This window comes from Paraburkholderia sp. J67, assembly GCF_905220265.1.
GTDB lineage: Bacteria > Pseudomonadota > Gammaproteobacteria > Burkholderiales > Burkholderiaceae > Paraburkholderia.
The window spans coordinates 1-12,925 of record NZ_CAJMZK010000037.1 but is presented as its reverse complement, the minus strand read 5'-3'; the positions used below and the strand labels follow the sequence as shown (position 1 = coordinate 12,925).

Annotated in this window: 9 protein-coding genes; 3 read left to right on the top strand and 6 right to left on the bottom strand. The window is 67.3% G+C overall.

The genetic code is table 11. The features are described from left to right. Positions 1–24 precede the first annotated feature (24 nt). On the top strand, positions 25–1,941 hold the full coding sequence (locus U5782_RS37265; RefSeq protein WP_415914482.1) for a DUF3857 domain-containing transglutaminase family protein: 1,917 nt from the start codon (positions 25–27) through the stop codon (positions 1,939–1,941). 17 nt (positions 1,942–1,958) lie between these two features. On the opposite strand, the gene U5782_RS37260 is transcribed toward U5782_RS37265, so the two are convergent. The 5 genes from U5782_RS37260 to glgC all read right to left on the bottom strand — a co-directional run bounded on the left by U5782_RS37260 (position 1,959) and on the right by glgC (position 8,145). Continuing rightward, a complete protein-coding gene (locus tag U5782_RS37260; RefSeq protein WP_415914485.1) occupies positions 1,959–3,101 on the bottom strand; it encodes a branched-chain amino acid ABC transporter substrate-binding protein in 1,143 nt (380 codons plus the stop codon). A 473-nt stretch (positions 3,102–3,574) separates the two neighbouring features. Beyond that, positions 3,575–4,036 carry a hypothetical protein gene (locus tag U5782_RS37255; protein ID WP_322048864.1) on the bottom strand — a complete coding sequence of 154 codons (462 nt, stop codon included), beginning with the start codon at positions 4,034–4,036 and terminating at the stop codon, positions 3,575–3,577. Positions 4,037–4,177: 141 nt separating this feature from the next. Further along, positions 4,178–5,053 carry a pyridoxal kinase PdxY gene (pdxY, locus tag U5782_RS37250; RefSeq protein WP_322048863.1) on the bottom strand — a complete coding sequence of 292 codons (876 nt, stop codon included), beginning with the start codon at positions 5,051–5,053 and terminating at the stop codon, positions 4,178–4,180. A gap of 226 nt (positions 5,054–5,279) precedes the next feature. Continuing rightward, on the bottom strand, positions 5,280–6,758 hold the full coding sequence (gene glgA / locus U5782_RS37245) for a glycogen synthase GlgA (RefSeq protein WP_322048862.1): 1,479 nt from the start codon (positions 6,756–6,758) through the stop codon (positions 5,280–5,282). A 115-nt stretch (positions 6,759–6,873) separates the two neighbouring features. After that, positions 6,874–8,145 carry a glucose-1-phosphate adenylyltransferase gene (gene glgC, locus U5782_RS37240; RefSeq protein ID WP_322048861.1) on the bottom strand — a complete coding sequence of 424 codons (1,272 nt, stop codon included), beginning with the start codon at positions 8,143–8,145 and terminating at the stop codon, positions 6,874–6,876. 238 nt (positions 8,146–8,383) lie between these two features. On the opposite strand from glgC, the gene U5782_RS37235 reads away from it, so the two are divergent. Next, positions 8,384–9,583 (top strand): alpha/beta fold hydrolase, encoded by a 1,200-nt coding sequence (locus U5782_RS37235; RefSeq protein ID WP_415914481.1) that lies wholly within the window; start codon positions 8,384–8,386, stop codon positions 9,581–9,583. 95 nt (positions 9,584–9,678) lie between these two features. On the opposite strand, the gene U5782_RS37230 is transcribed toward U5782_RS37235, so the two are convergent. Continuing rightward, entirely contained in the window at positions 9,679–10,674 is a 996-nt protein-coding gene (locus U5782_RS37230) for an LLM class flavin-dependent oxidoreductase (protein ID WP_322048860.1), read from the bottom strand. 789 nt (positions 10,675–11,463) lie between these two features. Between U5782_RS37230 and hpnI the strand changes: the two genes are divergently transcribed. Then, on the top strand, positions 11,464–12,801 hold the full coding sequence (hpnI, locus tag U5782_RS37225; RefSeq protein WP_322048859.1) for a bacteriohopanetetrol glucosamine biosynthesis glycosyltransferase HpnI: 1,338 nt from the start codon (positions 11,464–11,466) through the stop codon (positions 12,799–12,801). The last annotated feature ends 124 nt before the right edge of the window (positions 12,802–12,925 follow it).

The following is a 12,925-nucleotide window of genomic DNA, read 5'->3' as shown; positions in this document are numbered from 1 at the left end:
CCTCAACGTCCGAACGAGGTCCAGGTGCCCGCGTCTTTCCCGTTCGCCGCCGCTCGTCTGTCGCGTCTGCTAGTGTGCGCCTGGGCGCTCGCGGGCACGCTGGCGCAGGCGCAGCCCGCCACCCCGTCGCCCGCTGACGCCGACGCCGATCTCCCGCCCGCCACGATTGAACGCGACGTCCATCTATTCGTGATCCAGAAGGACGGCTCGGTGGAGGAACACGACGACTCGACGATGCGCGCCAACACCACGGCGGGCGTCGATGCCGTGGCACAGCGCTACGTCTGGTTCAATAAGGATATCGAAACGATCACGGCGCTCTCGGCGCAGACCCTCGATCCCGATGGCAGCGCGCACGAGGTGGGCGCAAGCGGCATCCGCGACGTGCAGGAGCCGCGCTCGGCGGGCGCGCCGACCTTCGAGGACGGCGTGCTGCGCACCGTGATTTTCCCGGGCGTGCAGCCGGGCGCGCGCGTGCGCCTCGTGTTCGCCAAGCGGCGTGCGCGGGCGCTCCAGGCGGGCACGTTCTCGTATTTCGTCGAGCCGCCCGGCGAGCCCGTCGAGTTCCAGCGCCTGATTTTCGATCTCCCGGCCGACTTGCCGCTCCATGCCGACGCGCGCGGTTACGAGGCGCTCGCGCCCGTGACCGAAAACGGCCGCACCCGCTACACCTTCGACTTCCGTCAGGGACAACTGGCGCCGCTGGAAGCGGGGGCCGTCGCGCGCGTGAACTGGGGCGCGCGCCTGATGGTGAGCACGGTGCCCGATTACGCGAGCTTCGCGGCGCGTTACCGTGAAGCCGCCGCCGACCCCACTGCGACCGATCCCGCGATCGCGGCGTTCGCGCGGGCGCTCACCGCCGGGGTGACCGATCCGCGCGAGCAGGCCGCGCGCATCTACGACTGGATGCGCCTGAACATCCGCTACGTGGCGCTCTTTCTCGGCCAGACGGCAGCGGCCCCGCATCGCGCGGTCGACATCCTGCGCGATCGCTATGGCGACTGCAAGGATCACGTGGCGCTGTTTACGGCTTTGCTGGCGGCGGTGGGGATTCGCGCCGAGGGCGCGCTGCTGAACCTCGGACCGGTGTATTCGCTGCCCTCCGTGCCGGGCTACGGCGAGGAGGCCATCAATCACATCATCGCGTGGCTGCCTGATCTCGGCCTGTTCGCCGATACCTCGTCGGGCGGCGTCGCCTTCGGCTATCTGCCGGCGGGCGTGATGGATCGCCCGGCGCTGCTCGTCGACGACGGCGTGCTCGTGCGCACGCCCGCGACGCAGCCGCGCGCGCGCTCGGCGCAACTCGACATCGACGTGGGCGAGGACGGCAATGCGTCGTATCGATACCGCGCCCAGGACGTGGGCGCGAGCGCCGAGCCGGAGCGCAACACGTTTCGCCGCGCGACGCGTCAAGTCGCGCAGCAGGTCGCCGCGCAGCGCCTGCGCCAGACCGGACTCGCGGGCACGGCGCGCCTGTCGACCAGCGCGCTCGACGCCACCAGCGGAGCGTTCGCGACTTCCACCGACGGCACGCTCGATCACCTCGTCTGGCCCGACGGCACCACGGCGCTCCCGGCGCTGAGCAGCCTGTCGGGCGGCATTGCCACGCAACTCGACAACTGGCTCGCCGTGCAGCGGCGCACCCAGCCCTGGGCCTGTGTGGGGGGCGAATACGAGGAACATGCCCGCATCGTGCTGCCCGCGTTCGTGCGCGTGACCGATTTGCCGCGCGACACGACAGCCAGCGCCGCGCAACTGGATTACTCCGCGCACTACGGATTCGATGCAGCGACGCGCACGGTGGAGGTGTCGCGCCGGATGTCGGCGCATTTCGGCGCGCAGGTCTGCACACCGGAGCAGTTCGCGCAGATGCGCGATGCGCTGCTGCGCATGCAGCGCGACGCGCACGCCCAGATCGTCGTGCGCGCGAAATCGCCCTGAACGCAGCGGCTAGCTGCTCAGCCGCCGCGCGTCGTCACCGGCACCCAGGCGCCTTGCTTGACCTGATAGAGCGTCGACGCGCCGTTCTTGAGCGCGCCGGTTTCGTCGAAGGCGATGCGCCCGGTCACGCCGTCGAAGGAGAGCGTCTTGAGCGTGGCGCGATAGACATCGGGATTCGCGGATTTCGCCGCCGCCATCGCATGAATCGCGGCCCACGTCGCGTCATAGGAAAACGGCGCATAAGCCAGCACATCGGCGCCAAAGCGGCTCTTGAACTTCTGCGCGAAACGCGGTCCTTCGGGCAGTTGCGCAAGCGGACGCCCGTACTCCCACGCCAGCGCGCCTTCGCCAGCCGGCCCGGCGAGCTGCACGAAGTCGGGGAAGGCCACGCCGCCGCCGCCCACGAACTGCGTATTCATGCTGCGCGCCTTCATCTGCTTGACGAGCGCCGCCGCCTGGCGGGCGAGGCCGCCGAAGTAGAGCAGATCGGCGTCGGCGGCCTTGATGCGCGCGAGCTGCGGGCCGAAGTCGCTCGAATCGGCGGGCGCGAAGTCGCGCGCGATCACGTTGCCGCCGTGCTCCTTGACGGTGCGCTCGAACACGTCGGCCTCGCCCTGGCCGAACGCGCTGCGGTCGTCGACGATGGCGATGCGCCGCGCCTTCACCACTTCCACGGCCCACGCGCCCGCGATGCCCGCGTTCTGGGCGTCGTTGGCGATCACCGTGAAGGTGTTGGCGAAGCCCTGCGAGGTGATGACGGGATTGGTCGCGGCCGGGTCGATCATCGGAATCCCGGCGCTCTCGTAGATGCGCGAGGCGGGAATGGCCGTACCCGAGTTGAAGTGGCCGACCACGGCGGCCACGTTCTGGTTGGCGAGACGCGCGGCGGCCTGAACGCCCAGGCGCGGATCGGCGCGGTCGTCGATGGCCACCAGCTCGAAATGCGCGGTTTGATCGCCGATCTTGATGCCCTGCGCGTTGGCGTCGTCGAGTGCGAGCTGCACGCCATTCTGCAAGTCGTGGCCGTAGTTGGCGTAGTCGCCCGTGAGCGGCGCGACGAAGCCGATGCGCACGGTGAGCGGCCCGGCCGCGCGTGCCGCGCCGCCCGGCGCCGTCGCGAGCGCGCACGCAAGCGCACCCGCGAACAGCGCGAACAGCATGGTGCGGCGGGCGGGATGGAAGGGGCGAACGGGGTGACCGGGTCGATCGGTCGGGTTTGATTGAGCGGCCGCGCGTCGGGCGCGCGAAAGCGCGCGCGATTCGATGCGTGGCGTGTGGCGCGGTCTCATCGTGACTCCTGGCGCTGTGCGGGCGCGGCGGTGTTCTTGTTCGTTACGGTCGCGCGATGCCGTCGTGGCGCGTGCGCGCGGCGAGGGCGAAGCAGCGAAGCAGATACGACAGCGCTTGGGGCAGAAGCCGGCGCGGTCCGCGTGGGTTCACGTGGACCGCGCGTGTGACCCGCATGGCCAACTGCGCGGCTGACTCCCTGTTCCTGCTTCAGCCGTGTTGCTCCGGCGGACCGCGGCGCCCCGCCGGGTCACACGCGCGGGGGCTCAGTCCAATATAGCAGGCTGACGGCGCGCCGCCGGGGCGTCGCGCGATTTCGTGTGATTTCCCGTCAGACTCGTCGGACTCAATAGCCCGACTGCAACGCGAGCATCGCTTCGCGCATTTGCACGAGCGGCGCCATGGCGCCTTCGGTGGCCCAGCTTTCGAGGTCGTCGAGCGCGCGGTTGCAGCCGTCGAGCACGACGTCCAGATCGACCGGCACGCCGTTGGCGAGCGCAAAGCGGATGATGGCCTCGAAGCGTGCGCAGTCGTCGTCGGCATAGGCGATATCGAGGTTGTTGGCGATCGTCTGGGCGATGTCGCTGCGCTCGCGGTCTTCGGCGTCGACGAAGTCGATGATGCCGCGCGCCACGTCGAGCGCGTGGTACAGCGCGATGTCGAGCCACTGGGCGGCATCGAAATCGGCGTCATGGCTGTGTTCTTCGAAGAATTCGATTGCTTCCTGCTCGTGCGTCTCGCCGCCATCGACGGCAAGGCACAACTGCTCGAAATATTCTTCCTGTTCGCTACGGATGGAATCGGACATCGGTCAATCTCTTTACTAACGGTGGGCGCGACGGCGGGGAACCCGTTCGCCGTCTGCGCATGCGGATCGCATTATAGGACGCGCCGCGTCCGCCCGCCGTCAGACCGAAGTGAAGCCGCAGTCACGCAGCAGTCACGCCACTCAGACCAGATCGACGGCCCAGGCGTCGAACCACTCGCGCGGGCGCGCGATCTGGTCCTGCGCCGCGACGATCTCCAGCTCGTAGCGGCCCGCGTCGTAGGTGGTCTTGACGACCGCGTTGACGGCCGCAAGCGTGTGCTCGAAGGCGCGCCGCAGCGTGTCGCCCAGCATCAGGCGGGCGACGAAGATCGCGCTCGTGATATCGCCCACGCCCACCGGCTGGCGCGCGAACGGGTAGAGCGGACGCTGCGCGAGCCACGCCTCGCGCTCGCTCACGATCAGCATGTTGAACGTGTCGGCGGGGCTGTTGCGGTCGAGCAGATGCTTCACCAGGATCAGCTTCGGGCCGCGTGCGATCAGCTCGCGGCAGGCGTCGACGGCTTCCTCGGCCGTCTCCAGCTCCCGGCCCACGAGCCGCTGAAGCTCGCTGTGATTGGGCATCATCGCGTCGGCCACTGCGGGCATATGTGTGACGAGAAACTCCTGGATGCCGGGCTCGACGCGGCACCCGCTGCCCTGGGCGTTGAGCGTGCCCATCACCGGGTCGCAGAAGTAGCGGGCCTGTGGATTCGCGGCCTTCACGGCGCGCACCACGTCGATCACCGACTGCGCCTGCTCGGGCGTGCCGAGATAGCCGGACAGCACGGCGTCGCAGCGCGGCAGCACGCCGATCGCGCCGATGCCTTCCACGAGTTCCATCATCTGTTCGGCGTCGATTGCGCTGCCGGTCCAGTGGCCGTACTGCGTGTGATTCGAGAATTGCACGGTGTTCAGCGGCCACACGTTCACGCCAAGGCGGCGCATGGGGAACTCGGCGGCGCTATTGCCCGCGTGGCCGAATACGACATGCGACTGGATGCTCAGAACGTTTCTCATGGTCGGTTCGCTTCGGTCTGCCTGGGAGGTTTCGGGCTTGCCTGGAGCTGTACCTGTACCGGCTGCGCGGCTGGCCCCGGCGGGTTCATCAGGCACGGTGTTTGTGGGCAGTGCAGCAACGATAACCGAATTCCCCGCGCCCAGTCGATGGGCGCGTGCGGGCGGTGTTGCGTGTCCGATGCGGTGAGCGGCGGTCCCCGGATTCCGGAGCCTACGACGCCCACGTTCAGGCCAGTTCGCGATAGAGCGCCATGTAGCGTTGCGCCGAGGCGGTCCAGCCGAAGTCCTGGCGCATGCCGCGCGCGCGCGTGTCGCGCCAGTCGCGGCTGCGCGCGTGCAGCGCGAAGGCACGGCGGATCGCGGCGCTGAGCGCATCCGGTTCGAAGCGCTCGAAGACGAAGCCGGTGGCGAGGCCGTCGGCGAGATTTTCGAGCGAGGCGTCCGTGACCGTGTCGGCGAGGCCGCCCACCCGATGCACGAGCGGCAGCGCGCCATAGGCGAGCGCGTAGAGCTGGGTGAGCCCGCAGGGCTCGAAACGCGACGGCACCATCATCACGTCCGCGCCCGCGACGATCTCGTGCGCGAGCGTCTCGTCGAAGCCCAGCTCGACCGCCACGGCGTCGGGATGCAGACGCGCCGCGCGCGCGAAGCCCTGTTCGAGGCTCGCGTCGCCGGTGCCGAGCACGACGAGCTGGCCGCCGCGCGCGACGATCTCGGGCAGCGCCGCGAGCAGCAGGTCGAGGCCCTTCTGTTCGGTGAGACGGCTCACCACGCCGAAGATGGGCGCGTCGTGCTTTTGCGCAAGATTGAAGCGCTGCTGGAGCGCCGCCTTGCAATGCAGCTTGCCGCTCATGCGCGCGACCGAGTAGCGCGCGGCGATGGCCTCGTCGTTCGCGGGACTCCACACGGCGTAGTCCACCCCATTGAGGATGCCGACCAGATCGTGTGCGCGACCCTTGAGCAGCGCTTCGAGGCCGCCTCCCTGTGCCACGGTCTGGATCTCGCGGGCGTAGGTCGGGCTGACGGTGGTGATCTTGTCGGCGTAAAACAGCCCCGCTTTCAAAAATGAAAGCTGACCGTAGAACTCGACGCCATGCATGTCGAAGAAGTCGGGCGGCAGGCCGAGTTCGTCGAATTGCTGGGCGGGAAAAATGCCCTGGTAGGCGAGGTTGTGGATCGTGAATACGCTGCGCGCGATCGCCTGGCCCGTCGTGCTGGCGTGGCCGCGCTCGCGCGCAGCGGCGCGCAGGTACGCGCCCGCGAGACCCGCGTGCCAGTCGTGCGCGTGCACGATGCGCGGCGCCCAGGCGGGGTCGAGATGCAGCGCGAGTTGCGCCGCCGCCCAGCCGAGCAGCGCGAAACGCTGGGCGTTGTCGCCGTAGGGCACGTGTTCGTCGTCCAGATACGGGTTGCCGGGCCGCGCGTAGAAGGGATCGGCGCGGATCATGTAGACGGGCAGATCGTTGCCGGGCAGGCGGCCCAGTTCGAGCGTCGCTTCGGGGGCGCCGAAGCCGCGTTCGAGCCGCGCGATCGGGCGCAGGTCGGCGAGTCCCGCCGCCACGCTCGCGAAGCCGGGCAGCAGCACGCGCGCATCGGCGCCCAGTTCGATCAGCGCGGCGGGCAGGGCGGCTGTCACGTCGGCGAGGCCGCCGGTCTTCAGGAGAGGATAGAGTTCGCTGGCTACATGCAGGACGCGGATCGTCATCGGGCGGAAATCCTTACGGTTGCGGGCGGACAGGGCGATACAGGCGGGCACGGGCGCGCCTCGCGCGACACCCGCGCGAGGCTCAGGCAGCGTGCGCCGCCGCCGGGCGGGCGCGTCAGGCGCCGCGCGGCAGATTCGCCAGCGCCTCTCGCGTCACCAGCACGATGCCGTTCTCGGTACGATAGAAGCGCTCGCCGTCGCGCACCGGGTCTTCGCCGATCACGGTGCCGTCGGGAATCACGCAGCCGCGGTCGACGACCACCTTGCGCAGCCGGCAACTCGCGCCCACGCTCACCTGTGGCAACAAGACTGCCTCGGCAATGTTGCAGAACGACTTCACGACCACATTCGTCGAGAGCACCGAGCGCGAAATCTGCGAACCCGAGATCACGCTGCCGCCGCACACGATGAGATTGGTGCCGGAGCCCTGCAAGCCGTTGAGGTCGCGCACGAACTTGGCGGGCGGCAACTGCTCCTGGTAGGTCCAGATCGGCCAGTGGCGGTCGTAGAGGTCGAGCGCGGGAATCGTCGAGGCGAGGTCCAGATTCGCCGACCAGTACGCGTCGATCGTGCCCACGTCACGCCAGTAGGGTTCGGCGCTCGCGTCCGACGACACGCAGGACATGCTGAACGGATGCGCGATCGCATGGCCGTCGCTGACCACGCGCGGAATGATGTCCTTGCCGAAGTCGTGATCGGTGGTGCCGCTCGCGATGTTCTCCTCGAGCAGCCTGAAGAGATACTCGGTGTCGAACACATAAATGCCCATGCTCGCGAGCGCGATGTCGGGGTGGCCGGGCATCGCGGGCGGGTCGTCGGGTTTTTCGACGAAGCCCGTCACGCGGCGCGATTCGTCGACAGCCATGACGCCGAAGGCGCGCGCATCCAGACGCGGCACCTCGATGCAGCCGACCGTGCAGTCGGCGCCGCTCGCGGCGTGGTCGGCCACCATGCGCGTGTAATCCATCTTGTAGATGTGGTCGCCGGCCAGCACCACGACGTATTTCGGCGAGATCGAGCGGATGATGTCGAGGTTCTGGTAGACGGCGTCGGCCGTGCCGCGATACCAGTGCGCGCCCTCGACGCGCTGCTGCGCAGGCCAGAGATCGAGAAACTCGTTGAACTCGCCGCGCAGGAAACCCCAGCCGCGCTGCAGATGGCGCAGCAGCGAGTGCGCCTTGTACTGCGTGACCACGGCGATGCGGCGTATCCCGGAGTTCAGGCAGTTCGAGAGGGCGAAATCGATGATGCGGTACTTGCCGCCAAAGTGGACCGCGGGCTTCACGCGCTTGTTGGTGAGCGGGCCGAGGCGCGTGCCGCGACCGCCCGCGAGCACGATGGCGAGCGTGGTGCGTTGCAGATCGTTGAGGCTTGCCGGAGTTTCCATCGTCGTCTCCTTGTTGTACCCCCGGTGTCCCTGGGTCGCGTTTTGCCTGAGCGCTTCGGCCTGCCTGCTGCTCTGCGTCGTTTTTATGACCGCGCTCTGAATGTTCTAGCACCGAATGCGGCGTTGCGCGAATCCATTGCGCGCTTGAGCCAGAACAAGCCCGATCAGTGGGAGAAGCAAGCGGCTTGCCTGCCCACGGCAGCGCTGCGGCGCGCGCCGCCGCCGACGCGTGCGGCCCATGCCCGCTAGAATCGCTGGCGGTTCGCGCGCGGCTTCGCCCTTGGTCCTTCTTCCGATGGGCGACCTGCGCGACGCGGCCACGCCCTTCATCACGACTTTGCCCATGCCATCGATCCGCAAGCTTTCCGCCATCGCCGCCTGCTGCGCCGCCGCATTGAGTCTCGTGGCCTGCGCGGCCGGGAGCGCTGCCTCTTCCGCCCAGACGTCTGCCGCCACCCCCGCCGTAACAGCATCGGCCGCCTCCGACGGCCCGGCCTACGGTCCTGAACTCCAGGGCTTCGACTATCCGCACCCGGTGCACGACTTCAGCTTCACGTCGCAAGGCCAGACCTTGCACATGGCCTATATGGACGTGCAGCCGCAACAGCCCAATGGCCGCACGGCGGTGCTGCTGCATGGCAAGAACTTCTGCGCGGCCACCTGGGGCGACACCATCACGCGCCTGAGCGCCGCCGGTTATCGCGTGATCGCCCCCGACCAGATCGGCTTCTGCAAATCGAGCAAGCCCGCCGCGTATCAGTTCAGCTTCCAGCAGCTCGCGCGCAACACGCATGCACTGCTGGCATCGCTTGGCATCGAACGCGCGACCGTCATCGGCCATTCGACGGGCGGCATGCTCGCGGTGCGTTATGGCCTGATGTATCCGCGCGAAACCGAGCAACTGGTGCTCGTGAACCCCATTGGTCTGGAGGACTGGAAGGCCAAGGGCGTGCCGTCGCTCTCCGTGGACGACTGGTATGCGCGCGAGTTGAAGACGAGCGCCGACGGTATCCGCCGCTATGAACAGTCGACTTATTACGCGGGCAGCTGGAACGCGCGCTACGAGCCGTGGGTGCAGATGCTGGCGGGGATGTACCGGGGGCCTGGCAAGGAGCAGGTCGCGTGGGATTCGGCGCTGCTTTACGACATGATCTACACGCAGCCCGTGGTCTATGAATTCGGCCAGCTACGCATGCCGACGCTGCTCTTGATCGGGCAGAAGGACACGACCGCGATCGGCAAGGATGCCGCGCCGCCCGAGGTGCGCGCGCAGCTTGGCCATTATCCGGAGCTGGGACGTGCGGCGGCGAAGGCGATTCCTCATGCCACGCTGGTGGAGTTCCCCGATGCGGGTCACGCGCCGCAAATGCAGGATCCCGAAGCGTTCCACGCGGCCTTGCTGAAGGGGCTCGCGGCGCTGCCGCAGCAGGCGAACTGAGCAGCCTGATTTCCACGCCGTAGCGCGAGCCTCAATGCAAAGCGGGCGCATCCCGATCGGGATGCGCCCGCTTTTTTACGTCTACAGGCTGACAGTCAGCGCGCGGCGGCCATCTCGTCGCGCACCTCGGCGGTGATCTCGAACGAACGCAGGCGCTTCGCGTGATCGTAGATCTGCGCGGTGACGATCAGCTCGTCGGCGCCGGTCTGCTCGATCACGGAGGCGAGGCCCGCGCGCACGTTTTCACGATCGCCAATCACCGAGCAGGCGAGCGAATGCGCCACGCCCGCCAGTTCGAGCTCGTTGGCGGCGATCTGCTCGACCGGCGGCGGCAGTTGCCCCGGCGTGCCGCGTCGCAGGTTGACGAACTGTTGCTGTAGCGAGGTGAAGAGCAGGCGCGCTTCCTCATTACTTTCCGCGGCGAAGACGTTCACGCCCACCATCGCATGCGGTTTCGCGAGCGTCGCGGACGGGCGGAACTGCGAGCGATAGACGCGCAGCGCAGTGAGCAGGTGGTCGGGCGCGAAGTGCGAGGCGAAGGCGAAGGGCAGACCCATTGCCGCGGCCAGTTGCGCGCCGAACAGGCTCGAGCCGAGGATATAGAGCGGCACATTCAGACCGGCGCCCGGCACGGCGCGCACGCGCTGGCCTTCGACCGGCGCGCCGAACAGGCGCTGCAATTCCGCGACGTCGTCGGGGAATGCCTCGGCGCTCGCCTGAAGGTCGCGGCGTAGCGCGCGCGCCGTGGTCTGGTCGGTGCCCGGCGCGCGTCCGAGGCCGAGGTCGATGCGGCCGGGATAGAGCGCTTCGAGCGTGCCGAACTGCTCCGCGATCAGCAGCGGTGCGTGGTTGGGCAACATGATGCCGCCCGAACCCACGCGGATCGTCTTCGTGCCGCCCGCCACATAGCCGATCACGACCGAGGTGGCGGCGCTCGCGATGCCCGTCATGTTGTGATGCTCGGCCAGCCAGTAGCGCTGGTAGCCCCAGCGTTCGGCGTGCTGGGCGAGATCGAGCGTGTTGCGCAACGCGGCGCCGGCATGCGAGCCGGCGGGCACGGGCGAAAGATCGAGTACGGAAAAGGGAATCATGGGGACGTTCCGGTGGGGTTCGGTGTGCGGCTGTCTGACAAGGCGCTGCCGCGCGGTGCTGCTAGCTCGCTGCACGCTGCAAGGCAGACGCAAGGTGGCGGCCATTGTGCCAAAGCCCATCCGACTCTGCTGACGGCCAACGGGAACCCACACGCGCGGCGTGGTTTCCGTTTGTGCAGGTTGTAGGGAGATTCAATTCAGAATGAATGGATTATCTCAATTTGAATCGGAATTATTCTTGTTTAACTGGACATTCACGCACATTTAATTCAATCTTGTTAAAGTTTCTTTGCGATATGCTTACTGATTTTTTTCAGACAGAAAAATACTGGAAGCAAGGTGTGAAAGGCCTGAAATCATTGCCTGGGTTGCAATCCTGAGAAGGATTTTTGCGCGGAGTGGGGCAGCGTCAAACGGGGGTTGCTGCTACAATTTTTTGCGCTGAAACAGGGCGCGAGCATGATGCTCGCAACATATTTTTAGAGTCCCCTTAATCAAGTCGTCAAATTAATTTGCGCTACATCAAAGTGCGTGTCCTCGTCTGAGGGCTTTAAGTCCTCTTTAGTCTGCTTTAGACCGCGTGATTCCCTTGGTCGCGCATATGCGGCGCAGATAGATACGCGTCTGATTAATTATGAAATTCTGGGTAGGACGAATGGTCCGAGGCGAAATGCGTGAGCGGGGCAATATCTCGCGCGATGCGCGGCGTATTGGCCGCGACGAAGCCGCGCAGCCTGCACGATCGCGCGCGTCACGTGAAGCTCGTGCTGTTCAACGAGGCTGCGCGGCATGACGACATCGCTCTATGCTCTCTGGCCATTCGCCTGGTGGCTGCTGGCGGCGCTGTGCGGCGCGGCCACCTTCTACGCTATCAGTGCAGCCTTGACGATGCCGCGCTTTGGCAGTGCCGCCCTGGTGCGCGAGGCCGCGCGGCGCGCCCGCGCGCTCGTGTTGCCGCCGGTGAGCGTGCTCAAGCCGCTATGTGGCGCCGAGCCGCGTCTGTACGAAAACCTCGCGACCTTCTGCGAGCAGCACCATCCGCGCTATCAGTTGATCTTTGGCGTGTCGTCGTCCAGCGATCCGGCCGTTGAGGTCGTACGGCGCCTGCAAGCTGCGTATCCCGGCCACGACATCGAACTGGTGATCGATGCGCGCGTGCATGGCAGCAACCTCAAGGTCAGCAACCTCATCAACATGGCCGAGCATGCCCGCCACGATGTGCTGGTCGTGGCCGACAGCGATATCGCCGTGGAGCCCGATTATCTGGAGATCGTGACGGCGCCGCTCGCCGACCCGAAAGTGGGCGTGGTCACGTGTCTCTATAGTGCGCGCAGCATCCACGGCTTCTGGCCGCGCGTGGGGGCGCTCTTTATCAACGAATGGTTCGCGCCCTCGGTGCGCGTGGCCCACTCGACGGGTTCGCGCGCGTTCGGTTTCGGCGCGACGCTGGCGCTCTCGCGTGGCACGCTGGAACGCATCGGCGGCTTCATGGCGCTCAAGGATTGCCTCGCCGACGACTATCTGCTGGCCCGCTTCGCGCGCGATCATGGCCTTGCCACGGTGCTCGCGCCGGTGCTGGTCGCCACTGACGTGATCGAGCCGAATTTCCGCACGCTGTGGCTGCGCGAGACGCGCTGGCTGCGCACCATCCGCTCGGTCAATCCGGCGGGTTTCGCGTCGCTCTTTATTACCTTCACGTCGCCCTGGCTGCTGATCGGCGCGCTCGCCTACGCGGTGCTGTATCAAGGCAGCGGCGGCGTGCCACTGTGCGCCGGAGCGCGCGCCGCGCTGGCCGCGTTCGGCACGAGCACGGCTGGCGGTATCATCGCCCGATTGGCGCTGCATGCGCGCAGTTCGGCCGTCGCGGGCGCGTTCTGGCGCGACCTGCCGCTCGTGCCGCTGCGCGACGCGCTGCTGTTGCTGCAATGGCTGGCCGCCGTGTTCGGCTCCCATGTGATCTGGCGCGGTGTGCGCGTGCCGGTGGCCAACGCCGATGGCGCAGACGCCGCTGAGCGTGTCGAAAGGGCCGAAAGGGTCGAACGCACGGCGAGGCCCGCGCCGGGCGAGGCGCGCGTGGTGAGCGCGACCCGTCGGCGCGCGGCTGTCGAGGTCACGGATGGTCGCTAGGACGCTGCCGCGCCGCTAGCAGACCCCTTACGGATTCGTCGCGCGCAGCGCTGGTTCTCACCGGCGCGCGCGCAATCATTCATTTATTGTCCCGATATCAAACGGGTTGCCGGAGCACTCATCT